Source organism: Delftia sp. PX-1, from assembly GCF_055797465.1.
Window position 1 is genome coordinate 5,372,138 of sequence record NZ_CP184763.1, and the last position, 23,240, is coordinate 5,395,377.

Below are 23,240 nucleotides of genomic sequence, written 5' to 3' on the forward strand. Positions count from 1 at the left end.
GTTTTTCTCCTAGTCTTGGCCGCTGTCAGGTGCACGGTAGCGCAGGCGCTCCCCCTGATCCAGCAGCCATTGCAGTATCTGCGCTGGCGCGTTGAGGTCCAGCACGGGCTGGCGCGGCGGCTCGGGCAGGCGGGCCGGCGCATCGGTCGCCACGGCCAGCACATGGGGATCGTGCGGGAACAAAGGCGCCTGGGTCTTGCCGGCGCTGGTGCGCTCGGGCTGCTCGCGCCAGATTTCTATCTTGGGCAGGTCGGCGTGCTTGAAACCCTCTACCAGCACCCAGTCCACGAGGGGGTCCAGCTCGGCCAGCATGTCGTGCACCGACAGCTCCGTGGGCCGGGGGAATTCGCGCATCAGCGCCAGACGGCGATCGGAAGCCAGCACCACCTCATAGGCACCCGCCTTGCGGTGGCGCCAGCTGTCCTTGCCCTCGTGATCGACATCGAAATGGTGGTGGGCATGCTTGACCACCGAAACGCTGAGCCCCTGCGCACGCATCAGCGTGATCAGGGGCTCCACCAGGCTGGTCTTGCCCGAGCCGGAGTAGCCGGCAAAGCCGATGACCTTCATCGCCATGCACTCCAGCTGCGGACCTGCGGACAGCCCGGCCGTGGCATCAGTCGCAATGCCGGGCGATGTAGGCCTTGACCTGCTCGGCGTCGGCCGGCAAGTCGGTCACGCGCTTGGGCAGGTCCTCGATGCCTTCGAACTTGGCCGGGCGATCGGGCAGGCGGCCCAGGGCCTCCTCGATGGTGGCGGCGAACTTGATGGGCAGTGCCGTCTCCAGCACGATCATGGGCACGCCGGCCTGCAGCTGCTCGCGCGCCACCTTGACGCCGTCGGCCGTGTGCGTGTCGATCATGGTGCCGAAGCGCTCGAAGGTATCGCGGATGGTGGCCAGGCGGTCGGCATGCGTGCTCTTGCCGCTGACGAAGCCGTAGCGGGCAGCAGCTTCCTGGAACAGCGGGTTGCCGCCCAGGTCGAAGCGGCCCTGGCGTGCCACGCCCTCGGCGAACAATTCGCGCGTGGCCTGTCCATCGCGACCCAGCAGGTCGAACACGAAGCGCTCGAAGTTGCTGGCCTTGGAGATGTCCATCGAGGGGCTCGATGTCTCGTAGGTGTGCTCGCTGCCGCGCACCACGTAGGCGCCCGTGCGGAAGAACTCGTCGAGCACGTCGTTCTCGTTGGTCGCCACCACCAGGCGTTCGATCGGCAGGCCCATCTGGCGCGCCACATGGCCGGCGCAGATGTTGCCGAAGTTGCCGCTGGGCACCGTGAAGCTGACCTTCTGGTCATTGCTCTGCGTGGCCTGCAGGTAGCCGGCGAAGTAGTAGACGACCTGGGCCAGCAGGCGGGCCCAGTTGATCGAGTTGACCGTGCCGATCTTGTACTTCGCCTTGAAGGCGTGGTCGTTGGAGACGGCCTTGACGATGTCCTGGCAGTCGTCGAACACGCCTTCGATGGCGATGTTGTGGATGTTGGCGTCCTGCAGGCTGAACATCTGGGCCTGCTGGAAGGGGCTCATGCGGCCGCGCGGGCTGGTCATGAACACGCGCACGCCCTTTTTGCCGCGCATGGCGTACTCGGCCGCGCTGCCGGTATCGCCGCTGGTGGCGCCCAGGATGTTCAGCTCCTCGCCACGGCGGCCCAGTTCGTACTCGAACAGGTTGCCCAGCAGCTGCATGGCCATGTCCTTGAAGGCCAGCGTGGGGCCGTTGGACAGGGCTTCGAGCCACAGGCCGTCTTCCAGCGGGCGCAGCGGCGTGATCTCGGCCGTGCCGAAAACCTGCTGCGTATAGGTCTTGGCGCACAGGGCGCGCAGATCCTCGGCCGGGATGTCGTCGATGTACAGGCTCAGGATCTCGAAGGCCAGGGCCGCGTAGCCCTGCTCCTTGTAGATGCTGCGCAGCTCGCCCAGGCGGGCGGCATCGATCTGCGGATAGCGCTCGGGCAGGTACAGCCCGCCATCGGGCGCCAGGCCCTCGAGCAGGATGTCGCAAAAGCGCTTGCGGTCCGCGTGGCCGCGCGTGGAAAGATAAAGCATGTCGCTTCCTCGTCAGTATTCTGTGAGACGGGGCGCGGCCGATGCCAGGGATGCCGAGCAAGGGCCGCCCCGCAGCGAGGGCGTCGTCCCCCTCCCGCGTGCGAGAGAGGGGGAAGCGGCGCAGCCGCTCAGGGGGTGTCTTAGTTCAACTCTTCCTTGCGGATGCGGTTGATAGGGGCCAGCACCGTGGGCAACTGCTGGATCTGCGCCAGGGCAGCATCCATGTCGCCTTCGCGCGTGGCGTGGGTCAGGATGATCAGGTCGGTCTGCGGCACGCCCTGGCTGCCTTCGCTGTCGCCGCTCACCTCGCCAGCCTCGCGCTGCAGCAGGGCATCGATGCTGATGCCGGCACCGGCGAGGATGCTGGTGATCTTGGCCAGCACGCCGGCTTCGTCGGCCACGCGGATGCGCAGGTAGTAGCTGGTGACCACCTCGCTCATGGGCAGCACGGGCAGCTCGCCACCTGCGGCGACCAGCGTGTTCGACTGGAAGGCCAGCGGGGGCACGCGGTGCTCGGGGTCGGCCGTGTGCAGGCGGGCAATGTCCACCAGGTCGGCAATCACGGCGCTGGCCGTGGGCTCGGAGCCCGCGCCCTTGCCGTAGTACAGCGTCGTGCCCACGGCGTCGCCATGGACGACGACGGCGTTCATCGCGCCTTCCACGTTGGCGATCAGGCGCTTGGTCGGCACCAGGCTGGGGTGCACGCGCAGCTCGATGCCCTTGTCCGTGCGCTTGGTGATGCCCAGCAGCTTGATGCGGTAGCCCAGTTGCTCGGCGTACTTGATGTCGGCCGCAGACAGCTTGGTGATGCCTTCCACATGCGCCTTGTCGAACTGCACGGGAATGCCGAAGGCGATGGCGCTCATCAGCGTGACCTTGTGGGCGGCGTCCACGCCTTCGATGTCGAAGGTCGGATCGGCTTCGGCATAGCCCAGGCGCTGGGCCTCCTTGAGCACCACGTCGAAGTCCAGGCCCTTGTCGCGCATCTCGGACAGAATGAAGTTGGTCGTGCCGTTGATGATGCCGGCCACCCACTGGATCTGGTTGGCCGTCAGGCCTTCGCGCAGCGCCTTGATGATGGGAATGCCACCGGCCACGGCCGCTTCGTAGGCCACCATCACGCCCTTCTCGGCGGCGGCCTTGAAGATTTCGCTGCCATGCACGGCCAGCAAGGCCTTGTTGGCCGTGACCACATGCTTGCCGGCGGCAATGGCCTCCAGCACCAGGGCCTTGGCAATGCCGTAGCCGCCGATCAGCTCGATCACCACGTCGATCTCGGGGTTGGCGATGATCTCGCGCGCATCGCCGACCACCTTGGCCGTGTCGCCCACGACGGAGCGTGCGCGTTCAGTATCCAGGTCGGCCACCATGGCAATCTCAATACCGCGGCCCGCGCGGCGGCGGATCTCTTCCTGGTTGCGCTGCAGCACGTTGAAGGTGCCGCTGCCCACGGTGCCAATGCCCAGAAGGCCTACTTGGATCGGTTTCATAAACTACTTGCCAGTCAAAAAATGCTGCGGCGCCCAGAGGGTGCGCGCCGGCAGCCGGTAAAAAGCGATGGTCGGCGCAAGGCCCTCTCCCCCGCCGGCCCCCGCACAGCTCAGCCGCGGTCCGTGCCGTGGCGCTTGCGGTATTTCTCGAGGAACACGGCGAGGCGGCGGATGGCCTCGCGCAGGTCGGTGTCGTGCGGCAGGAAGACGATGCGGAAATGGTCGGGGTGCGGCCAGTTGAAGCCTGTTCCCTGCACCAGCATGACCTTGGTTTCCTGCAGCACTTCCAGGAAGAACGCCTGGTCATCCTTGATCGGGTAGATCTCGGGGTCCAGGCGCGGGAACATGTACAGCGCGGCCTGCGGCTTGACGCAGCTCACGCCGGGGATTTCGGTGATCAGTTGGTAGGCCAGGTCGCGCTGCACGCGCAGCCGGCCGCCTTCCTGCACCAGCTCGTCGATGCTCTGATGCCCGCCCAGCGCCGTCTGCACGGCCCATTGGCCAGGCACATTGGCGCACAGGCGCATGTTGGAGAGCATGTTCAGGCCCTCGATATAGTCCTTGGCCGCCTTCTTGTCGCCCGAGACCACCATCCAGCCGGCGCGGTAGCCGCAGCTGCGATAGGCCTTGGACAGCGAGTTGAAGGTCAGCGTCAGCACATCGGTGGACAGGCTGGCCAGCGGCGTATGCACGACGTCGTCGTAGAGCACCTTGTCATAGACCTCGTCGGCGAAGATCACCAGGCCATGCTCGCGGGCCAGCGCCACGATGCTTTGCAGCAGCTGCTTGCTGTACAGGGCACCTGTCGGATTGTTGGGGTTGATGACGACGATGCCCTTGGTGCGCGGCGTGATCTTGGCGCGGATGTCGTCCAGATCGGGCATCCAGCCGTTGGACTCGTCGCACATATAGTGCACGGGCGTGCCGCCGGACAGGCTGGTGACGGCGGTCCACAGCGGATAGTCGGGCGCCGGCAGCAGCATCTCGTCGCCGTCGTCCAGCAGCGCGTTCGTGGCCAGGCTGATCAGCTCGGATGCGCCATTGCCCAGGTAGATATCGTCCAGCGTCACGCCCAGGATGCCCTGGCGCTGGGTCTCATGCATCACGGCCTTGCGCGCCGCGAAGATGCCCTTGCTGTCCGAGTAGCCTGCCGAATTGGGCAGGTTGCGGATCATGTCCTGCTGCACTTCCTCAGGAGCGTCGAAGCCGAACACGGCCAGATTGCCGATATTGAGCTTGATGATCTTCTGGCCGTCCTCTTCCATCTTCTTGGCCGCGTCCATGATGGGCCCGCGGATGTCATAACAGACGTTGGCTAGTTTTGCGGATTTGAGAACGGTTTTCATGCTGAGAATATGAAAGTGGCCGGCGCGGGCTTGCGGCCTTCATGCACGCCAAAGTGCCCCATGCACCCTGGTGAAACCTATAATTTGACCACAGTTCCGCAATGCAGCATCGCCCTGGCCCCGACCCATGTGGCGGCCACCCCCATCGCGCAGACCGCGCCACCCTCATCCATGAAATTCCACGCCGACAAATCCGAAGCACAGAGCATCACGGGCTATGGCCCCGGCTGGGTCGCCGTGGACCGGGAAAAGTTCGAACACAGCCTGCTTGTCGGCGCCAAAGGCCTGCGCCAGGCCTGGGACTGCGCCCGCTTCGAAGACCTGACGCCTGAGCATTTCGAGGCCCTGTCCCAGCTGGATGCAGAGGTCATCATCCTGGGCAGCGGCCAGCGCAACCGCTTCCCGCCAGCGGCCTGGCTGCGCCCGCTCATGGCCCGACGCATCGGCCTGGAAAGCATGGATACGCAGGCCGCGTGTCGCACCTACAACATCCTTGCCAGCGAAGGCCGTAACGTCGTCGCGGCCCTACTCTTGGAGTAGACTCCTGCCCCCCTGATTGGGAGAAATTCCGTTTTCAGGGTAAAATTGCAGGTTGCGGTTGGGGGCATTTCCGATAAAAGCAAAAACACAAACACGGCCCTCGGCATTTCAACGACTACACCCGAGAGATATAAGCGCATGGCGATCGTTGTCAACAAACCCCTTCCCGAATTTGAAGCCAACGCTACCGGCGGGATCAAGGTGACCAACACCTCCCACACGGGCCAGATTCTGATCCTGTATTTCTACCCCAAGGACAATACGCCTGGCTGCACCACCGAAGCCATGCAGTTCCGCGACAAGTACAAGGACTTCGTGAAAGCTGGCGCCACCGTGTTTGGCGTCTCGCGCGACAACATGAAGTCGCACGACGACTTCAAGGAAAAGCTGGAACTGCCGTTCGAGCTGATCGCCGATACGGAAGAGAAGATGTGCCACATGTTCGGCGTGGTCAAGAACAAGATCATGTACGGCAAGAAGGTGAAGGGCATCGAGCGCTCCACCTTCCTGGTCGGAGCCGATGGCCTGCTGGTGCAGGAATGGCGCGGCCTGAAGGTTCCCGGCCACGTTGACGAGGTGCTCAAGGCTGTCAAGACCCTGAAGGCATTGAAGCAGGCTGCCTGATAGCAACAATCCGACAGGTGACAGAGTGCCGGCCGACATATTCAGGCCGTCCGCCTATGCATAATGGGGCAATGCCTCTTAGCAAAGACGCTTTTCCCTGTCACCCCTCCAAAGCCGCCTCGGTTTCCAGGCGGCTTTGTGCTTTTTGATCCTTGTTGAGGAACGGTTCGTCCACCATGCCCCTGCCCCCCGCACCCGGCCGCCGTGCCGCCAAGCTCTCCCCCGAAGCCTTTCTTCCCGTGCGCGGTGCCCAGCACGCAGACCCCCTGCCCGCTGACGATCTTCCCGATGCAGTCGAGGCCGTAGCTGCCGCCGCGCCACGCAAGCGCAAGCCGGCCCCGGCCTCCGCCTCCAACACCACCGTCACAGCCGCAAAGCCCGCACCGGCACGCGGCCGCAACGCCAAGCCCGCATCACCGGCACCGGCTCCTGCGGCCGCGACTGCAGCCCCGGCCCATAGGCAGCGCCGTGCAACCGACAATTCCAACGCAACGGCAGCGCCGTCCAGCACCCGGTCGGCCAACAGGTCGGCCACGGAAGCCAAGCCGGCAGCACTGCTGGCAGCGCCGGTTCGCCCACGCCGCACGCGCACAGGCCCGAAGACGCTGTTCGTGCTCGACACCAACGTGCTGCTGCACGACCCGACCAGCCTGTTCCGCTTCGAGGAGCACGACATCTTCCTGCCCATGGTGGTGCTGGAAGAGCTCGACGGCCACAAGAAGGGAATGACCGAAGTGGCGCGCAACGGCCGCCAGGTCAGCCGCACGCTGGATTCACTGGTCGCCTCCCAGCCCTCCGAGACGCTGGACAAGGGCCTGCCGCTGAATGCCACGGGCCAGCGCAGCGCCACCGGCATGCTGTATTTCCAGACAGAACCGCTGGAGACCTCGCTGCCCGACAGCCTGCCCCAGGGCAAGGCGGACAACCAGATCCTGGGCGTGGTCGCCGCGCTGCGCAAGAAGTTCAGCGAGCGTGAAGTCGTGCTGGTGTCCAAGGACATCAACATGCGCGTCAAGGCACGCGCCCTGGGCCTTGCGGCCGAGGACTACCAGAACGACAAGGTACTGGACGACGGCGACCTGCTGTACGCAGGCGCCCTGGCCCTGCCCCAGGACTTCTGGGCCAAGGCCGGCAAGAACGTCGAAAGCTGGCAGGAAGGCGCCATCACCTACTACCGCATCAGCGGCGCCATCGTCGACCAGCTGATGATCAACCAGTTCGTCTACCACGAGGCACCGGGCGAGCCCAGCCTGTTCATGCGCGTGACCGAGATCCGCGACAAGACGGCCGTGCTCAAGACGCTCAAGGACTTCGGCAATCCCAAGTACGCCGTCTGGGGCGTCACGGCGCGCAACCGCGAACAGAACTTCGCGATGAACCTGTTGATGAACCCGGACATCGACCTGGTCACGCTGACCGGCACGGCCGGCACGGGCAAGACCCTGCTAGCCCTGGCCGCCGGCCTGTCCCAGGTGCTGGACGACCGCCGCTACACCGAGATCATCATGACGCGCGCCACGGTCAGCGTGGGTGAGGACATCGGCTTCCTGCCCGGCACCGAGGAAGAGAAGATGGGCCCCTGGATGGGCGCCCTCGACGACAACCTCGAATTCCTGGCCAAGGGCGATGGCGGCAATGCCGGCGAATGGGGCCGCGCCGCCACCAACGAGCTGATCCGCAGCCGCATCAAGATCAAGAGCATGAACTTCATGCGCGGCCGCACCTTCCTGAACAAGTACGTCATCATCGACGAGGCCCAGAACCTGACGCCCAAGCAGATGAAGACCCTGATCACGCGCGCCGGCCCCGGCACCAAGATCATCTGCATGGGCAATCTGGCGCAGATCGACACGCCCTACCTGACCGAGGGATCGTCGGGACTGACCTACGCCGTGGACCGCTTCAAGGGCTGGCCCCACAGCGGCCACATCACGCTGGCGCGCGGCGAACGCTCGCGCCTGGCCGACTTCGCCAGCGAGGTGCTGTAAGCCATGGCGATCAGCTGGATCACGGCGCTGAAGCTGGTGCCCTGGGGCGATGTCATCGAGGCCACCCCCCAGGTCGTCAAGGCAGCCAAGAGCCTGCTGCGCAAAAAGGATGCGGAGCAGGCGGTCGGCGCGCAGCCGGCTGCAGCCGGCGAGCCGCTGGCAGCCCCGCGCTCGGCTGGCGAACAGGCTCTGCTGCTGATCCAGGCCCAGGAAGCCCGCATCACGCAGCTGGAGCAGTCACAGCGCCAGTCGCTGGAACTGATCGAGAAGCTGGCCGAGCAGAATGCCCAGATCGTGGCCACCGTGGGTGCGCTGCGCACGGGCGCCCAGCGGCTGGCCTGGGCCTGCGCCATCCTCGGCGCCTGCGTGGCAGGTCTGCTGATCCATGCCTGGCGTACATAGACCGCCCACTGCAAAAAAACCAAACGGCCCCTCGGGGCCGTTTTTCATGGAAAGCCTGAAAGCCAAGTGCTGCAATCAGTACTCGTCGCCACCACCGTAGCCCACGGCCAGGTTCTCGAAGCGCGTCTGGTTTTTCTGGAAGAACAGCTTGACCGTGCCGGTCGGGCCGTTACGCTGCTTGCCGATGATGACTTCGGCAATGTTGGGCTCTTTGCTGTCCTTGTTGTAGTAGTCATCGCGGTAGATGAACATGATGATGTCGGCATCCTGCTCGATGGCGCCCGATTCGCGCAGGTCGGACATCATGGGGCGCTTGTCGGTGCGCTGCTCCACCGAACGGTTGAGCTGGGACAGGGCAATCACCGGGCACTGCAACTCCTTGGCCAGCATCTTCAAGCCCCGCGAAATCTCGCCCAGCTCGGTCGCACGGTTGTCGGAACTGGCAGCCGAGCCCGAGCCGCTCATCAGCTGCAAATAGTCCACCACGATCAGACCCAGCTTGCCACAGGTGCGCGCCAGGCGCCGCGCATTGGCGCGCAGCTCCGTGGGGGACAGGCCCGGTGTCTCGTCGATGTGCAGGGACACCGTGCGCAGCCGCTCGATGGCTTCCGTCAGACGCGGCCACTCGTCATCGTTGAGCTTGCCCGTGCGCAGATTGCCCTGGTTGACGCGGCCGATGGAGCCGACGATACGCACCGCCAGCTGGGCCGCGCCCATTTCCATGGAGAAAATGGCGACCGGCAGGCCTTCGTTGAGCGCCACGTGCTCGGCGATATTCACCGCAAACGAGGTCTTGCCCATCGAGGGGCGTGCGGCCAGCACCACCAAGTCGCCAGCCTGCAGGCCACTGGTCATGCGGTCCAGATCGACGAAGCCCGTGGGCACGCCGGTCACGTCCATGGGGTTGTCGGCCATCTCCTGGACACGGTCCAGCAGGTCCACCACCAGCGTGTCGAGCGACTGGAAGCCCTGCTTGTTGCGCGCCCCCTCCTCACCGATGGCCAGGATCTTCTGCTCGGCCTCGTCAAGGATGCGGTCCACCGTCTTGCCCTGCGGATTGAAGGCATTGGTGGCGATGTCATCACTGGCCGTCACCAGCTTGCGCAGGATGGAGCGCTCGCGCACGATCTCCGCGTAGCGCCGGATGTTGGTGGCACTGGGCACGTACTGCGCCAGCTGGTTCAGGTACAGCAGGCCGCCAATTTCCTCGGCCTTGCCCATGCCCTGCAAATGCTCGTACACCGTGATCACGTCGGCCGGCTTGCTGGCATTGATCAGCTTGCCGATGGCCTCGTAAATCAGCTTGTGCTCATGGCGGTAGAAATCACCATCCACCAGCAGATCGCCCACGCGGTCCCAGGCACTGTTGTCCAGAAGCAGGCCACCCAGCACGCTGGACTCGGACTCCATCGAATGCGGCGGCACGCGCAACTGCGCGACCTGCTGGTCGCCAGCGGGCAGCAGCGGTGCGAACGCATCATCGAGATCGAGCGGGGGCATTACGGACGACATGGAATTCCTGGAGATGAGCCCGCCATCGTAGCGGCTGGCAAAAGGCCGCGCCACCCGGCGTCATCACCCGGGCGCGGCAAAGCAAAAAGCCGCCCGAAGGCGGCTTTTTGGTGATACGGGACAAGCCTCGGATCAGGAGTGGTCGCCGTAGACCGACACCGACACTTCGACGCTGACGTCGGTGTGCAGTGCCACGACCACGGTGGCGTCGCCCACGGTCTTGATGGGACCGTTGACCAGGCGAACTTGCGACTTGGCAACGGCGAAGCCGGCCTTGGTCAGTTCTTCGGCGATGTCGGCATTGGTCACCGAACCGAACAGGCGGCCGTCAACGCCAGCCTTCTGGGTCAGCTTGACGTTCACGCCGTTGAGCTTTTCGCCCAGTTGCTGGGCAGCAGCCAGCTTTTCAGCCGCTTGCTTTTCCAGTTCGGCGCGCTTGGCTTCGAACTCGGCCTTGGCGGAAGCCGTGGCGCGACGGGCAGCGCCCGTGGGGATCAGGAAGTTGCGGGCGTAGCCGTCCTTGACCTTGACGATATCGCCGAGGCCACCGAGGTTCACAACCTTGTCGAGCAGAATGACTTGCATGGGTTGTATTCCTTAGATCTTGTGCTGGTCAGAGTAAGGAACCAGAGCCAGGAAGCGGGCGCGCTTGATGGCAGTGTTCAACTGACGCTGGTAGATGGCGCGCGTGCCGGTCAGGCGAGCGGGGACGATCTTGCCGTTTTCACCGATGAAGTCACGCAGGGTGTCCACATCCTTGTAGTCGATTTCTTCGACGCCGGCGACGGTGAAGCGGCAGAAGCGCTTGCGCTTGAACAGCAGCGACTGCGTGTTGCGCTTGGGGCGCTTGTCCTTGTTGAATTTCTTGAACGTGGCCATTTCTGGACCTCTTGAAAATTAGTTTTGTTGAATGTCCTGGATGTGAAGAACCAGCAATTTGCCGTTGCGGGGCGTTGCCAGGAAGCCTTGGAACTTCCACTGGCTGCCGAGCGCCTGGCGGGCCAGCTTTTCAGCCAGCGCGCCAAAGGCCACCGCCTTGACAGATGCCGTCACGCTGCGCTCGCCTCCCGCCTCTTTCTGCCGCGACGCATGCTCGAGTCGCAGTTCAAGGGCTGGCAGCCCTGCCGGCGTGTAGCGCAGTGCTTGAAGCTCTGCGATGGCGGCCGTCAGTACAACGTGGTTCTCCACTCCTTCAGGTTCTGACAGGGCTGGGCTCAGGCCTGTTCGGTCTGGCTGGCCTTGCGGGCCTCTTCACGCTCGACGGTCTTCATCATCGAGGAAGGAGCCGTATCGGCCTTCTTCTTCTGAACCGTCAGGTGACGCAGCACGGCATCGTTGAACTTGAAGGCATGCTCCAGCTCAGCCATCACAGCCTGGTCGGCTTCGATGTTCAGGCACAGGTAGTGGGCCTTGGCGAGCTTGTTGATCATGTAAGCCAGTTGGCGACGGCCCCAGTCTTCTTCGCGATGGACCTTGCCACCGCCAGCGGTGATCATGCCCTTGTAGCGTTCCAGCATGGCGGGAACCTGCTCGCTCTGATCCGGGTGGATCAACAAAACGATTTCGTAATGACGCATATCGACTCCTTTTGGGAAAACGCCGCCCACTGCGTCTTGTAGCGGTGCGGCAAGGCAAAGCATTGGATTCTAGCGCAGCCCTCTTCCATCTGTACACTTCGCACTGCCCGAGACCCCGGATCTGTGTGGGGCTTTTGCCCCGTCGCCCGGCTTTTGCCCTCACCGTGTACCTCTGCCGCGCGGATGCACATGCACAAAGCCCTTGAAAATACACCGATCCGCTCGCATCTCGATTCAAGATCGTGCAATCGCCTGGCCTCCAGTCTGGCGACCGCTTTGTTTTGTAGCTGAAGTCTCTATCCATGTCTGAACAAAACTCCAACCCCTTGCAAGACGCAGCCCCGGAAGAAATCGAAGCCGCCATGGCGGCCAATGCAGCCGACGAGCTGCAGCGCCTGCAGGCCGAGCTGGCCGAACTCAAGGCCAAGAGCGCCGAGCTGGCAGACCAGTTCCTGCGCGCCAAGGCCGAGGCCGAGAATGTGCGCCGCCGCGCGGAAGACGAAGTCTCCAAGGCGCGCAAATTCGGCATCGAGAGCTTTGCCGAAAGCCTTCTGCCTGTCTGCGACAGCCTGGATGCCGCCCTGGCCATTCAACAGGCCACGCCGGAACAGCTGCGCGAAGGCGCCGACGCCACGCTGCGCCAGCTGACCTCGGCCCTTGAGCGCAACAAGGTCGTGACCATCAATCCGGCTGCCGGCGAGAAATTCGACCCCAACCTGCACCAGGCGATCAGCATGGTGCCTGCACAGCAGGAAGCCAACACCGTGGTGTCGGTGCTGCAAAAGGGCTACCTGATCGCCGACCGCATCCTGCGCCCGGCCCTCGTGACCGTGGCCCAGCCCCAGTAAGCGGGCACTCACGGCAGCACTGACAAAAAAGGGGACAAGCCCCTTGAAGCTGCGCGAGCCGGCCACAAGTTAGCAGTCATTCAAACATTTCACAGAACGCGGAGAGAACTCAAAATGGGAAAAATCATCGGTATTGACCTGGGCACCACCAATAGCTGCGTGGCCATCATGGACGGCAACACCACGCGCGTGATCGAGAACAGCGAAGGTGCGCGCACCACGCCGTCGATCATTGCGTACCAGGAAGACGGCGAGATCCTCGTCGGCGCCTCGGCCAAGCGCCAGGCGGTCACCAACCCCCGCAACACTATCTATGCCGCCAAGCGCCTGATCGGCCGCAAGTTCGACGAGAAGGAAGTGCAAAAGGACATCGACCTGATGCCCTACACCATCTCGCGCGCCGACAACGGCGACGCCTGGGTGGAAGTGCGCGGCCAGAAGCTGGCCCCGCCGCAGATTTCCGCCGAAGTGCTGCGCAAGATGAAGAAGACCGCCGAGGACTACCTGGGCGAGCCCGTGACCGAGGCCGTGATCACCGTGCCCGCTTACTTCAACGACGCCCAGCGCCAGGCCACCAAGGACGCCGGCCGCATCGCCGGCCTGGAAGTCAAGCGCATCATCAACGAACCCACGGCGGCGGCCCTGGCCTTCGGCCTGGACAAGACCGACAAGGGCGACCGCAAGATCGCCGTGTATGACCTGGGCGGCGGCACCTTCGACGTGTCCATCATCGAAATCGCCGATGTGGACGGCGAAAAGCAGTTCGAAGTGCTGTCGACCAACGGCGACACCTTCCTGGGCGGCGAAGACTTCGACCAGCGCATCATCGACTACATCATCACCGAGTTCAAGAAGGAACAGGGCGTCGATCTGTCCAAGGACGTGCTGGCCCTGCAGCGCCTGAAGGAAGCCGCCGAGAAGGCCAAGATCGAGCTGTCGAACTCGGCCCAGACCGACATCAACCTGCCCTACATCACGGCCGATGCCTCGGGTCCCAAGCACCTGAACATCAAGCTGACCCGCGCCAAGCTGGAAAGCCTGGTCGAGGACCTGATCGAGCGCACCATTGCGCCCTGCCGCACGGCCATCAAGGACGCAGGCGTGTCCGTGTCCGACATCGATGACGTCATCCTGGTCGGCGGCATGACCCGCATGCCCAAGGTGCAGGAAAAGGTCAAGGAATTCTTCGGCAAGGATCCCCGCAAGGACGTGAACCCCGACGAAGCCGTGGCCGTGGGCGCCGCCGTGCAGGGCCAGGTTCTGTCGGGTGACCGCAAGGACGTGCTGCTGCTGGACGTGACACCGCTGTCGCTGGGCATCGAGACGCTGGGTGGCGTGATGACCAAGATGATCACCAAGAACACCACCATCCCGACGAAGTTCGCACAGACCTTCTCGACGGCCGACGACAACCAGCCTGCCGTGACGATCAAGGTGTTCCAGGGCGAGCGCGAAATGGCTTCGGGCAACAAGATGCTGGGCGAGTTCAACCTCGAAGGCATCCCGCCGGCCGCGCGTGGCGTGCCCCAGATCGAAGTGGCCTTTGACATCGACGCCAACGGCATCCTGAACGTGTCCGCCAAGGACAAGGCATCGGGCAAGGAAAACAAGATCACCATCAAGGCGAACTCCGGCCTGTCCGAGGAAGAGATCCAGAAGATGGTCAAGGACGCCGAGCTGAACGCCGCCGACGACAAGAAGAAGCTGGAACTGGTCCAGGCCCGCAACCAGGGCGAGGCTGCCGTGCACAGCGTCAAGAAGAGCCTGGGCGAGCATGGCGACAAGCTCGACGCTGGCGAGAAGACCGCCATCGAGAGCGCCGTCAAGGACCTGGAAGAAGCGCTCAAGGGCGAGGACAAGGACGCCATCGACGCCAAGACCACGGCGCTGATGACGGTCAGCCAGAAGCTCGGCGAGAAGATGTACGCCGATGCACAGGCAGCGGGCGCCCCCGAGGCAGCCGCCGCCGCAGCAGCCGCCGGTGCTGCAGGCGCCTCGGCCGGTGCTGCAGCCGCTGACGACAACGTCGTCGACGCCGAAGTCAAGGAAGTCAAGAAGGACTGAACCCAGCGCGTGGTCCCTTGACGACCGCTTGCCGCCGCGCTCGGCCCTGCCAAGGGGCTGACGCGGCGTTCCTGTTCTCACTGACTGGCTAGCAAACACCATGTCCAAACGCGATTTTTACGAGGTCCTCGGCGTTGCCAAGAACGCCTCGGACGACGACATCAAGAAGGCTTATCGCAAGCTGGCGATGAAGTACCACCCTGACCGCAACCAGGGGGATGCCGCACGCGAGGCGGAAGAGAAATTCAAGGAGGCCAAGGAGGCCTACGAGATGCTCTCCGACAGCAACAAACGCGCGGCCTACGATCAGTACGGCCACGCAGGCGTGGACCCCAACCGCGGCATGGGCGGCGGCGCAGAAGGCTTTGGCGGCTTTGCCGAGGCCTTTGGCGACATCTTCGGCGACATGTTCAACCAGGGCGGGCGGCGCGGCGGCGCAGGTGGCGGCCGCCAGGTCTACCGTGGCAACGACCTCAGCTATGCCATGGAGATCACGCTGGAAGAGGCTGCCCACGGCAAGGATGCGCAGATACGCATCCCCAGCTGGGACAGCTGCGACATCTGCCACGGCAGCGGCGCCAAGCCCGGCACCAGCGCCAAGACCTGCACCACCTGCAACGGCATGGGCAGCGTGCAGATGCGCCAGGGCTTCTTCAGCGTGCAGCAGACCTGCCCGCACTGCCGAGGCACCGGCAAGATCATTCCCGAACCCTGCACCAGCTGCGGCGGCCAGGGCAAGGTCAAGCGCCAGAAGACGCTGGAAGTGAAGATTCCCGCAGGCATCGACGACGGCATGCGCATCCGCTCCTCGGGCAATGGCGAACCCGGCACCAATGGCGGGCCTGCAGGCGATCTCTACATCGAGATCCGCATCAAGGACCACGACATCTTCGAGCGCGATGGCGACGATCTGCACTGCAACGTGCCCGTGAGCTTCATCACGGCAGCGCTGGGTGGCGAGATCGAGGTACCCACCCTCTCGGGCAAGGCGGCCATCGACATCCCCGAAGGCACCCAGGCCGGCAAGCAGTTCCGCCTGCGCGGCAAGGGCATCAAGGGCGTGCGCTCCAGCTACCCCGGTGACCTGTACTGCCACATCGTGGTCGAGACGCCCGTCAAGCTGACCGAGTACCAGCGCAAGCTGCTGCGCGAGCTGGAGGAATCGCTCAAGAAGGGCGGCGCCAAGCATTCGCCCAGCGGCGAGAGCTGGACCGACAGGCTCAAGAGCTTCTTCAGCTGATGCAGCACTGAGCCCCCAACAAAAACGCCTCTTCCGAGGCGTTTTTCATTGGTGCATCCTCAACAGGACTCAGGGAGCGGGTTTGGCCTTCCAGGCCGCCGCCTGCCGCTCGGCACGTGCGCGCTCTGCCGCGCTCAGCGGCTGGGCCATGCTGTCGCGCTTGGCCGCCAGAGAGCTGTCCTTGCCCGCTGCCAGCAGCATCCAGAAATAGGCCTGCGACGGGCTGCGCTCCACGCCCTTGCCCGAGGAATAGAGGCTGGCCAGATTGGACTGCGCCAGCGCGTCGCCCTGCTGGGCGGCACGCTCCAGCCAGCGCGCGGCCTGCTTGTCGCTGGCAGGCACGCCCTGGCCATTGGCATACAGAACGCCCAGGTTGGACTGGGCTGCGGCACTGCCCTGCTCGGCCGCCTTCTCCAGCCAGTGTGCGGCCTGCGCCATGTCGCGATCGACCACGCCACCCTCGGCATAGAGCATGCCGGCGTTGAATTGCGCATCGACATGACCCTGGCCTGCCGCCGCCACAAACCAGCGCAGCGCCTGCGCCACATCCTCGGCCACGCCCCGGCCCGTGGCATACATCACGCCCAGGCTGTACTGGCCGGCCGCCTCCCCCTGTTCGGCAGAGCGCTGGAACCATTGCACGGCCTGGACGGGATCCTTGGCGGCTCCGCGCCCCTCGGCCAGCATCAGGCCCAGGTTGTTCTGTGCCACGGCGTCACCCTGCTCGGCAGCCTTGCGATACCACTGCACAGCCTGCGCATCGTCGCGCACCACGCCACGGCCATTGGCGTACATCAAACCCAGGTCGGACTGAGCCGGCGCATAGCCTTGCTGGGCCGATTTCTCATACCACCGGGCGGCAGTCTCCGCATCCAGGGCAACGCCCTGGCCGCGCTTGTACAGCGAGCCCAGCGCGTACTGGGCGCTGGCCTCCCCCTGCTCGGCATGCTGCTGCAGCGCTGCAAGCTCGGCAGCGCTCAGGCCGGACTCACCCTTGGACACGCCGCCACCTGCGGCTGCAGCTGCAGCCCCCGCTGCGGCAGCGCCGCCCACCACGCCTGCAGCGGCGGCCGCCTTGGCAGGTGCGCTGCGGGTGGTGGCAGGTGCCGGCTTGCCCTTGGATTTGACGGCGATCTTGCCTGTCGGCCTCGCAGCTGCCTTGGCCGCAGGCTTGGCGGGGGCCTTCGCGCCGCTCTTGGCCGTGTTCTTCGCTGGTGGCTGCGGCTTGGCAGACGCCGGGACGGCCATGCAGGACAGGGCTGCGGCCAGCAGCAATGACAGGCCTGCAGGCAGGGCTCGCAGGCCCGTCGGGTATCGATCGTTCATATGCTCTTATTTTTGCAGCAATCCATGCAGGCGACTGGCGCAAAGATTGACAAATTCTTTCAGTATGCAACCGGCGTTCCGGCGGGCATGGCTGCCCGCAGCCATCGCCACGAGGCATGACCCCCATCTCCATGAAATCGCACGACATCACCAAAGACATCGCGCTTGAAGATGACAGATCGATGACTTGTGCGAGAAAATCCATTCAACTTCTCCTAATGAGAAGCCTGAACCCCACCACATGAAGAATTCAGAGCGCAGTTTTGCACGGCGCATAGACCTTACCTCCTTGCAGCTGTTCGTGGCTGTCTGCGAACTTGGCAGCATCGGACGAGCGGCAGAGCGTGAGTTCATCGCCGCTTCGGCGGTGAGCAAGCGCCTGTCCGACCTCGAGGCCACCGTGGACACGGCCCTGCTGTATCGCCACAGCCGTGGCGTGACACTCACTCCTGCCGGCGAAAGCCTGCTGCACCACGCGCGCAACGTGCTGTATGGCCTGGAGCGCATGCAGGGCGAGCTGTCCGAGTACGCCGATGGCGTGCGCGGCCATGTACGCATCCACGCCAATATGTCGGCCATCGTGCAGTTCCTGCCGGAAGACCTGGGCGTCTTCGCGCGCAAGCATGGCCAGGTCAAGATCGACCTGCAGGAGCAGCTCAGCCCCGCCGTGCTGGCGGCGGTGCAGGAAGGCACGGCCGACATCGGCATCTGCTCCATGGCATACATGCCGCTGGGCAATGGCCAGGCCACTCCCGCGCTGCAGCACCGCCCCTACCGCGAGGACCGGCTGGTCGTCGTGGTGCCCGAGCAGCACGCGCTGGCGCACAGCGACAGCGTGGCCTTTGCCGATGTGCTCGAATGGGACATCGTCAGCCTGCAGGCCGGCTCCTCCATCAGCCTGGCCATGCGTGCGGCTGCGGCCCAGGCCGGGCATGCGCTGCACCAGCGCATCCAGGTCACCAGCCTGGATGCCATGTGCCGCATGATCGACAACGGCCTGGGCGTGGGACTGATCCCCGACCGCGCCTTCGAGCTCATGCACGGCGTGGGCCATCTGCGCGCCCTGGAGCTCAGCGACGACTGGGCACGGCGCGAGCTGAGCATCGTGGCGCGCGACTTCGACGCGCTACCCGTTACGGCCCGCCTGCTGGTGGAGCACCTGAGCCCGCCGGCCAGCGCATCCTGAAGGCCCCTTGCCCGCCGGATGCACATCCAAGAATTTCCCCACGACACCAACCATTCGAGAACGCCATGGGACGCACCCTCTACGACAAGATCTTCGACGAGCATGTCATCCACACCGAGGATGACGGCACCGCCGTCCTCTACATCGACCGCCACCTGGTGCACGAAGTCACCAGCCCCCAGGCCTTCGAAGGCCTGCGCATGGCCGGCCGCAAGCTGTGGCGCATCAGCTCGGTGGTGGCCACGGCCGACCACAACACACCCACCGACGGCTGGGAGCGCGGCTATGACGGCATTGCCGACCCCATCAGCAAGGAACAGATCACCACGCTGAACACCAACATCGGCGAGTTCGGCTCTGCGGCCTTCTTTCCCTTCATGGACAAGGGCCAGGGCATCGTCCACGTCATGGGTCCCGAGCAAGGCGCCACCCTGCCCGGCATGACCGTGGTCTGCGGCGACAGCCACACGTCCACGCATGGGGCCTTCGGCGCACTGGCCCACGGCATCGGCACCTCCGAAGTCGAGCACGTGATGGCCACCCAGACCCTGCTGGCCAAGAAGGCCAAGAACATGCTGATCAACGTCAGCGGCAAGGCGGCGCCCGGCATCACGGCCAAGGACATCGTGCTGGCCATCATCGGCAAGATCGGCACGGCAGGCGGCACGGGCTACACCATCGAGTTCGCAGGCGAGGCCATCCGCGACCTGAGCATGGAAGGCCGCATGACGGTCTGCAACATGGCCATCGAAGGCGGCGCACGCGCCGGCCTGGTGGCCGTGGACGACAAGACCATCGCCTACGTCAAGGGCCGCCCGCTGGCCCCCACCGGCGCCGAATGGGACGCCGCCGTCTCCTACTGGAAGACGCTGCACTCCGATGCCGATGCGAAGTTCGACCGCGTGGTCGAGCTGCAGGCCAGCGAGATCGTGCCGCAGGTCACCTGGGGCACCTCGCCCGAAATGGTGCTGGGCGTGGATGCCCGCGTGCCCGATCCCGACAAGGAAAAGGATGCCAGCAAGCGCGGCGCCATCGAGCGCGCGCTGACCTACATGGCGCTGGAACCCGGTAAGGCCATCGACGACATCTTCGTGGACAAGGTCTTCATCGGCTCGTGCACCAACAGCCGCATCGAAGACATGCGCGAAGCCGCCGCCGTGGTCAAGAAGCTGGGCCAGAAGGTGGCACGCAACATCAAGCTGGCCATGGTGGTGCCCGGATCGGGCCTGGTCAAGGAGCAGGCCGAGCGCGAAGGCCTGGACCAGATCTTCAAGGCGGCAGGCTTTGAATGGCGCGAACCCGGCTGCTCCATGTGTCTGGCCATGAACGCCGACCGCCTGGAGCCCGGCGAGCGCTGCGCCTCCACCAGCAACCGCAACTTCGAAGGCCGCCAGGGCGCGGGCGGACGCACCCACCTGGTGAGCCCCGCCATGGCCGCTGCCGCGGCCATCCACGGCCACTTCGTGGACATCCGCAGATTCTCCTGAACCCGCAACTGCCCCGCCAGCACACCATGAAGCCTTCCTTCTCGATCCTCCTGATCGGCCTGGCCTTCACCCTGGCCGCCTGCAATACCGTCAAGGGCATTGGCCAGGACGTGCAAAGCGCGGGCAGCGCCATCGAACGCGCCGCCCGCTGAACCCTGAATTCGATACTGCCATGCAACAATTCACCGTGCACAAGGGCCTTGTCGCCCCCATGGACCGCGAAAACGTCGACACCGACGCCATCATTCCCAAGCAGTTCCTCAAGTCGATCAAGAAGACCGGCTTCGGCGTGAACCTGTTCGACGAGTGGCGCTACCTGGACCATGGCGAACCCGGCCAGGACCCGGCCTCGCGCAAGCCCAACCCCGACTTCGTGCTCAATCAGCCGCGCTATGCGGGCGCCTCCATCCTGGTCGCACGCAAGAACTTCGGCTGCGGCTCCAGCCGCGAGCACGCGCCCTGGGCCCTGGACCAGTACGGCTTTCGCGCCATCCTGGCACCCAGCTTCGCCGACATCTTCTTCAACAACTGCTTCAAGAACGGCCTGCTGCCCATCGTGCTGCCCGAAGCCACGATCGACATGCTGTTCAACGAGATCGCGGCCTTCCCCGGCTACGAGCTGACCATCGACCTGGACCGCCAGGTGATCGTGCGCCCGCAGGGCGAGGAGATCCCCTTCGACGTCATTGCCTTCCGCAAGTACTGCCTGCTCAACGGTTTTGACGACATCGGCCTGACCCTGCGCCATGCCGACAAGATCCGCGCCTACGAGGCCGAGCGCCTGGCCACCAAGCCCTGGCTGGCCCACACGCTGGTGCAGCGCTGATCGATCTCCACTTGCGCGCATCAATGGGCCGCAGGCGTTGCTGAACCAGCCGCCGGCGGCCTTCCACCATCCGAACAGTCTCTCAAAAGGAACACCATGAAAATCGCAGTCTTGCCCGGTGATGGCATCGGCCCCGAAATCGTTGCCGAAGCCGTGAAGGTGCTGGGCGCCCTGGGCCTGGACTTCGACATGCAGACGGCCCCCGTGGGCGGCGCTGCCTACGAAGCTGCCGGCCACCCGTTGCCCGAATCCACGCTGAAGCTGGCCATGGAGTCCGACGCCGTGCTGTTCGGCGCCGTGGGCGACTGGAAGTACGACACGCTGGACCGCCCGCTGCGCCCCGAGCAGGCCATCCTGGGCCTGCGCAAGCACATGGGCCTGTTTGCCAACTTCCGCCCGGCCATCTGCTATGCGGAGCTGACCCATGCCTCCAGCCTCAAGCCCGAACTGGTCGCAGGCCTGGACATCCTCATCATCCGCGAGCTGACCGGCGACATCTACTTCGGCCAGCCGCGCGGCCGCCGCGTGGCCACCGACGGCCACTTCCCCGGCGCCGAGGAAGCCTTCGACACCATGCGCTACTCCAAGCCCGAAATCGAGCGCATCGCCCACGTGGCCTTCCAGGCCGCGCAAAAGCGCAGCAAGCGCGTGACCAGCGTGGACAAGGCCAACGTACTGGAAACCTTCCAGTTCTGGAAGGACGTGGTCACCGAGGTAGGCCAGCAGTACCCCGACGTGCAACTGGACCACATGTACGTGGACAACGCCGCCATGCAACTGGTCAAGGAGCCCAAGCGCTTCGACGTGGTGGTCACGGGCAATATGTTTGGCGACATCCTGTCCGATGAAGCCTCCATGCTCACCGGCTCCATCGGCATGCTGCCCTCCGCCTCGCTCAACGCCAAGGGCCAGGGTCTGTACGAGCCCAGCCATGGCTCGGCCCCCGACATTGCGGGCAAGGGCATTGCCAATCCGCTGGCCACCATCCTGTCGGCTGCGATGATGCTGCGCTTCTCACTGAATCAGGAGGCTGCTGCACAGCGTATCGAAGCCGCCGTGCAAAAGGTCCTGGCCCAGGGCCTGCGCACGGCCGACATCCACAGCGAAGGCACGACCAAGGTCTCCACCCGCGAGATGGGCGATGCCGTGGTGGCCGCGCTGGCCTGACGTCCACGACAGCCGCGACCCTCCGGGCTTGCGGCTGCCCTGCCTGGCCAGGATTTTCCGAAACCAGGCAAAGCGTCAAAACAGACGTCTGCTTTTCGCCATTTCGACGAAGATATTCATCAAACAGACATTCTCTTTCCTGGCGTATTCGCTAGAATGACTGCTCTTATGTTTGCCGCCCGCCCGTTCCTCCTGCTGAACATTGCACCCGCCGCCCAGGCTGGTGTGGCCGTGCGCGCAATCACATCCACAACCATTACGACAATCAAAGGCTGACCCAGCCCGGTTCGTCGTGCGCCCTCACCTGGCCCAGACGAGCCGGGCGACAACAGTCTTGATCCAGCACTGTTTTCACACTGAAAGGGCGTTTCAAAAATGAGCAAGCAATTGGTAGGCCTGGTGGGCTGGCGCGGCATGGTCGGCTCCGTGCTGATGGACCGCATGCAGGCAGAGGGCGATTTCGACCTGATCGAGCCCGTTTTCTTCTCCACCTCCAACGCCGGCGGCAAGGCCCCGGCCATGGCGAAGACCCACACCGAGCTGCGCAATGCCAACGACATTGCCGAGCTGTCCAAGTGCGACATCATCATCACCTGCCAGGGCGGTGACTACACAAAGGAAGTCTTCCCCCAGCTGCGCGCCTCGGGCTGGAACGGCCACTGGATCGATGCCGCATCGTCGCTGCGCATGGAAGGCGATGCCGTCATCGTGCTCGACCCCGTCAATGAAGGCCTGATCCAGTCCAAGCTCGCCGCGGGCGGCAAGAACTGGATTGGCGGCAACTGCACCAACTCCATCCTGCTGATGGGGCTGGGCGGCCTGTTCAAGGCCGGTCTCGTGGAATGGGTCAGCTCCATGACCTACCAGGCAGCCTCCGGTGGCGGCGCCAACCACATGCGCGAACTGCTCAAGGGCATGGGCGTGGTGCATGCGGCCGTGGCCGACGAGCTGGCCACGCCCGCCTCCGCCATCCTGGATATCGACCGCAAGGTGGCTCAGACCATCCGCACCGATGTGCCCACCGAATTCTTCGGCGCGCCTCTGGCTGGCGGCCTGATCCCCTGGATCGACGCACAGCTGGACAACGGCCAGTCCAAGGAAGAGTGGAAGGGCCAGGCCGAGGTCAACAAGATCCTGGGCACGGAGCAGACCATTCCCGTCGACGGCCTGTGCGTGCGCATCGGCGCCATGCGCTGCCACAGCCTGGCGCTGACCCTCAAGCTCAAGAAGGACCTGCCCCTGCAGGAGCTGGAAGCCATCATCAAGTCCGGCAACCCCTGGGTGAAGTGGGTGCCCAATGAACGCGCCATCACCGTCAAGGAACTGACGCCCGCCGCCATCACCGGCGGCCTGGAAGTCGGCGTGGGCCGCGTGCGCAAGCTGAACATGGGCCCCGAATACCTGTCGGCCTTCGTGATCGGCGACCAACTGCTGTGGGGCGCCGCCGAGCCGCTGCGCCGCATGCTGCGCATCCTGCTGGCCGCCTGAGCACCGCCGGCTTGAGCCAACACAAAAAGCGCCATGTCCTGGCCCGGGACATGGCGCTTTTTTCGGCTTTAAACCCTGTGCGATT

At 64.6% G+C, this 23,240-nt stretch carries 23 protein-coding genes; 13 read left to right on the forward strand and 10 right to left on the reverse strand.

Going from position 1 to position 23,240, the window contains the following annotated elements; genetic code table 11:
* Positions 1-9: 9 nt before the first annotated feature.
* From mobB to ACN20X_RS24565, 4 genes are all read right to left on the reverse strand, one after another.
* Positions 10-570: a molybdopterin-guanine dinucleotide biosynthesis protein B gene (gene mobB / locus ACN20X_RS24550; protein ID WP_016447747.1), complete on the reverse strand. Its 561-nt coding sequence runs from the start codon at positions 568-570 to the stop codon at positions 10-12.
* Between the two features lie 46 nt (positions 571-616).
* Positions 617-2,044 (reverse strand): threonine synthase, encoded by a 1,428-nt coding sequence (thrC, locus tag ACN20X_RS24555; RefSeq protein ID WP_016447748.1) that lies wholly within the window; start codon positions 2,042-2,044, stop codon positions 617-619.
* Between the two features lie 140 nt (positions 2,045-2,184).
* Positions 2,185-3,534 carry a homoserine dehydrogenase gene (locus tag ACN20X_RS24560; protein WP_016447749.1) on the reverse strand — a complete coding sequence of 450 codons (1,350 nt, stop codon included), beginning with the start codon at positions 3,532-3,534 and terminating at the stop codon, positions 2,185-2,187.
* Between the two features lie 110 nt (positions 3,535-3,644).
* Positions 3,645-4,880 carry a pyridoxal phosphate-dependent aminotransferase gene (locus tag ACN20X_RS24565; protein WP_016447750.1) on the reverse strand — a complete coding sequence of 412 codons (1,236 nt, stop codon included), beginning with the start codon at positions 4,878-4,880 and terminating at the stop codon, positions 3,645-3,647.
* Between the two features lie 171 nt (positions 4,881-5,051).
* Between ACN20X_RS24565 and ACN20X_RS24570 the strand changes: the two genes are divergently transcribed.
* The 4 genes from ACN20X_RS24570 to ACN20X_RS24585 all read left to right on the forward strand — a co-directional run bounded on the left by ACN20X_RS24570 (position 5,052) and on the right by ACN20X_RS24585 (position 8,434).
* Positions 5,052-5,420 (forward strand): Mth938-like domain-containing protein, encoded by a 369-nt coding sequence (locus ACN20X_RS24570; protein WP_017407848.1) that lies wholly within the window; start codon positions 5,052-5,054, stop codon positions 5,418-5,420.
* Between the two features lie 138 nt (positions 5,421-5,558).
* Positions 5,559-6,044 carry a peroxiredoxin gene (locus ACN20X_RS24575; protein ID WP_012207021.1) on the forward strand — a complete coding sequence of 162 codons (486 nt, stop codon included), beginning with the start codon at positions 5,559-5,561 and terminating at the stop codon, positions 6,042-6,044.
* A gap of 176 nt (positions 6,045-6,220) precedes the next feature.
* The gene (locus ACN20X_RS24580; protein ID WP_047217378.1) at positions 6,221-8,032 is read left to right on the forward strand and encodes a PhoH family protein; all 1,812 of its coding nucleotides are present in this window, start codon (positions 6,221-6,223) and stop codon (positions 8,030-8,032) included.
* A 3-nt stretch (positions 8,033-8,035) separates the two neighbouring features.
* Positions 8,036-8,434 carry a hypothetical protein gene (locus ACN20X_RS24585; RefSeq protein ID WP_016447753.1) on the forward strand — a complete coding sequence of 133 codons (399 nt, stop codon included), beginning with the start codon at positions 8,036-8,038 and terminating at the stop codon, positions 8,432-8,434.
* Positions 8,435-8,509: 75 nt separating this feature from the next.
* On the opposite strand, the gene dnaB is transcribed toward ACN20X_RS24585, so the two are convergent.
* From dnaB to rpsF, 5 genes are all read right to left on the reverse strand, one after another.
* On the reverse strand, positions 8,510-9,946 hold the full coding sequence (gene dnaB, locus ACN20X_RS24590; RefSeq protein WP_016447754.1) for a replicative DNA helicase: 1,437 nt from the start codon (positions 9,944-9,946) through the stop codon (positions 8,510-8,512).
* A gap of 132 nt (positions 9,947-10,078) precedes the next feature.
* Positions 10,079-10,531 (reverse strand): 50S ribosomal protein L9, encoded by a 453-nt coding sequence (gene rplI / locus ACN20X_RS24595; RefSeq protein WP_016447755.1) that lies wholly within the window; start codon positions 10,529-10,531, stop codon positions 10,079-10,081.
* Positions 10,532-10,543: 12 nt separating this feature from the next.
* Positions 10,544-10,825, reverse strand: coding sequence for a 30S ribosomal protein S18 (rpsR, locus tag ACN20X_RS24600; protein ID WP_012207026.1), 282 nt, complete (start codon positions 10,823-10,825; stop codon positions 10,544-10,546).
* Positions 10,826-10,843: 18 nt separating this feature from the next.
* Positions 10,844-11,134, reverse strand: a complete 291-nt coding sequence (priB, locus tag ACN20X_RS24605; protein WP_017405358.1) for a primosomal replication protein N — start codon at positions 11,132-11,134, stop codon at positions 10,844-10,846.
* A 26-nt stretch (positions 11,135-11,160) separates the two neighbouring features.
* Positions 11,161-11,523 (reverse strand): 30S ribosomal protein S6, encoded by a 363-nt coding sequence (gene rpsF / locus ACN20X_RS24610; protein ID WP_012207028.1) that lies wholly within the window; start codon positions 11,521-11,523, stop codon positions 11,161-11,163.
* A gap of 302 nt (positions 11,524-11,825) precedes the next feature.
* Between rpsF and grpE the strand changes: the two genes are divergently transcribed.
* From grpE to dnaJ, 3 genes are all read left to right on the forward strand, one after another.
* Entirely contained in the window at positions 11,826-12,371 is a 546-nt protein-coding gene (grpE, locus tag ACN20X_RS24615) for a nucleotide exchange factor GrpE (RefSeq protein ID WP_016447757.1), read from the forward strand.
* A gap of 114 nt (positions 12,372-12,485) precedes the next feature.
* A complete protein-coding gene (gene dnaK / locus ACN20X_RS24620; protein ID WP_016447758.1) occupies positions 12,486-14,435 on the forward strand; it encodes a molecular chaperone DnaK in 1,950 nt (649 codons plus the stop codon).
* Between the two features lie 100 nt (positions 14,436-14,535).
* Positions 14,536-15,675 (forward strand): molecular chaperone DnaJ, encoded by a 1,140-nt coding sequence (dnaJ, locus tag ACN20X_RS24625; RefSeq protein ID WP_016447759.1) that lies wholly within the window; start codon positions 14,536-14,538, stop codon positions 15,673-15,675.
* Between the two features lie 69 nt (positions 15,676-15,744).
* On the opposite strand, the gene ACN20X_RS24630 is transcribed toward dnaJ, so the two are convergent.
* Complete coding sequence (locus tag ACN20X_RS24630) at positions 15,745-17,001, reverse strand: tetratricopeptide repeat protein (RefSeq protein WP_227468439.1); 1,257 nt, start codon at positions 16,999-17,001, stop codon at positions 15,745-15,747.
* 241 nt (positions 17,002-17,242) lie between these two features.
* Here ACN20X_RS24630 and ACN20X_RS24635 point away from each other — a divergent pair, with 241 nt between their 5' ends.
* The 6 genes from ACN20X_RS24635 to asd all read left to right on the forward strand — a co-directional run bounded on the left by ACN20X_RS24635 (position 17,243) and on the right by asd (position 23,155).
* A complete protein-coding gene (locus ACN20X_RS24635) occupies positions 17,243-18,187 on the forward strand; it encodes a LysR substrate-binding domain-containing protein (RefSeq protein ID WP_016447761.1) in 945 nt (314 codons plus the stop codon).
* A gap of 65 nt (positions 18,188-18,252) precedes the next feature.
* Positions 18,253-19,674, forward strand: coding sequence for a 3-isopropylmalate dehydratase large subunit (gene leuC, locus ACN20X_RS24640; RefSeq protein WP_126310800.1), 1,422 nt, complete (start codon positions 18,253-18,255; stop codon positions 19,672-19,674).
* Positions 19,675-19,700: 26 nt separating this feature from the next.
* Positions 19,701-19,826, forward strand: a complete 126-nt coding sequence (locus ACN20X_RS24645; protein ID WP_012207035.1) for an entericidin A/B family lipoprotein — start codon at positions 19,701-19,703, stop codon at positions 19,824-19,826.
* Between the two features lie 20 nt (positions 19,827-19,846).
* The gene (gene leuD, locus ACN20X_RS24650; RefSeq protein ID WP_016447763.1) at positions 19,847-20,500 is read left to right on the forward strand and encodes a 3-isopropylmalate dehydratase small subunit; all 654 of its coding nucleotides are present in this window, start codon (positions 19,847-19,849) and stop codon (positions 20,498-20,500) included.
* A 96-nt stretch (positions 20,501-20,596) separates the two neighbouring features.
* Positions 20,597-21,667, forward strand: a complete 1,071-nt coding sequence (gene leuB / locus ACN20X_RS24655; RefSeq protein WP_016447764.1) for a 3-isopropylmalate dehydrogenase — start codon at positions 20,597-20,599, stop codon at positions 21,665-21,667.
* 375 nt (positions 21,668-22,042) lie between these two features.
* On the forward strand, positions 22,043-23,155 hold the full coding sequence (gene asd, locus ACN20X_RS24660; RefSeq protein WP_016447765.1) for an aspartate-semialdehyde dehydrogenase: 1,113 nt from the start codon (positions 22,043-22,045) through the stop codon (positions 23,153-23,155).
* Positions 23,156-23,240 lie beyond the last annotated feature (85 nt).

Coding starts and splice junctions, on each gene's coding strand:
- thrC (WP_016447748.1), bottom strand. CDS start 2,044: ATGCTTTATCTTTCCACGCGCGGCCACGCGGACCGCAAGCGCTTTTGC.
- ACN20X_RS24630 (WP_227468439.1), bottom strand. CDS start 17,001: ATGAACGATCGATACCCGACGGGCCTGCGAGCCCTGCCTGCAGGCCTG.
- dnaB (WP_016447754.1), bottom strand. CDS start 9,946: ATGTCGTCCGTAATGCCCCCGCTCGATCTCGATGATGCGTTCGCACCG.
- rplI (WP_016447755.1), bottom strand. CDS start 10,531: ATGCAAGTCATTCTGCTCGACAAGGTTGTGAACCTCGGTGGCCTCGGC.
- ACN20X_RS24585 (WP_016447753.1), top strand. CDS start 8,036: ATGGCGATCAGCTGGATCACGGCGCTGAAGCTGGTGCCCTGGGGCGAT.
- leuC (WP_126310800.1), top strand. CDS start 18,253: ATGGGACGCACCCTCTACGACAAGATCTTCGACGAGCATGTCATCCAC.
- leuD (WP_016447763.1), top strand. CDS start 19,847: ATGCAACAATTCACCGTGCACAAGGGCCTTGTCGCCCCCATGGACCGC.
- ACN20X_RS24560 (WP_016447749.1), bottom strand. CDS start 3,534: ATGAAACCGATCCAAGTAGGCCTTCTGGGCATTGGCACCGTGGGCAGC.
- ACN20X_RS24635 (WP_016447761.1), top strand. CDS start 17,243: ATGAAGAATTCAGAGCGCAGTTTTGCACGGCGCATAGACCTTACCTCC.
- ACN20X_RS24565 (WP_016447750.1), bottom strand. CDS start 4,880: ATGAAAACCGTTCTCAAATCCGCAAAACTAGCCAACGTCTGTTATGAC.
- grpE (WP_016447757.1), top strand. CDS start 11,826: ATGTCTGAACAAAACTCCAACCCCTTGCAAGACGCAGCCCCGGAAGAA.
- rpsR (WP_012207026.1), bottom strand. CDS start 10,825: ATGGCCACGTTCAAGAAATTCAACAAGGACAAGCGCCCCAAGCGCAAC.
- mobB (WP_016447747.1), bottom strand. CDS start 570: ATGAAGGTCATCGGCTTTGCCGGCTACTCCGGCTCGGGCAAGACCAGC.
- asd (WP_016447765.1), top strand. CDS start 22,043: ATGAGCAAGCAATTGGTAGGCCTGGTGGGCTGGCGCGGCATGGTCGGC.
- ACN20X_RS24575 (WP_012207021.1), top strand. CDS start 5,559: ATGGCGATCGTTGTCAACAAACCCCTTCCCGAATTTGAAGCCAACGCT.
- dnaK (WP_016447758.1), top strand. CDS start 12,486: ATGGGAAAAATCATCGGTATTGACCTGGGCACCACCAATAGCTGCGTG.
- ACN20X_RS24580 (WP_047217378.1), top strand. CDS start 6,221: ATGCCCCTGCCCCCCGCACCCGGCCGCCGTGCCGCCAAGCTCTCCCCC.
- rpsF (WP_012207028.1), bottom strand. CDS start 11,523: ATGCGTCATTACGAAATCGTTTTGTTGATCCACCCGGATCAGAGCGAG.
- leuB (WP_016447764.1), top strand. CDS start 20,597: ATGAAAATCGCAGTCTTGCCCGGTGATGGCATCGGCCCCGAAATCGTT.
- ACN20X_RS24570 (WP_017407848.1), top strand. CDS start 5,052: ATGAAATTCCACGCCGACAAATCCGAAGCACAGAGCATCACGGGCTAT.
- ACN20X_RS24645 (WP_012207035.1), top strand. CDS start 19,701: ATGAAGCCTTCCTTCTCGATCCTCCTGATCGGCCTGGCCTTCACCCTG.
- dnaJ (WP_016447759.1), top strand. CDS start 14,536: ATGTCCAAACGCGATTTTTACGAGGTCCTCGGCGTTGCCAAGAACGCC.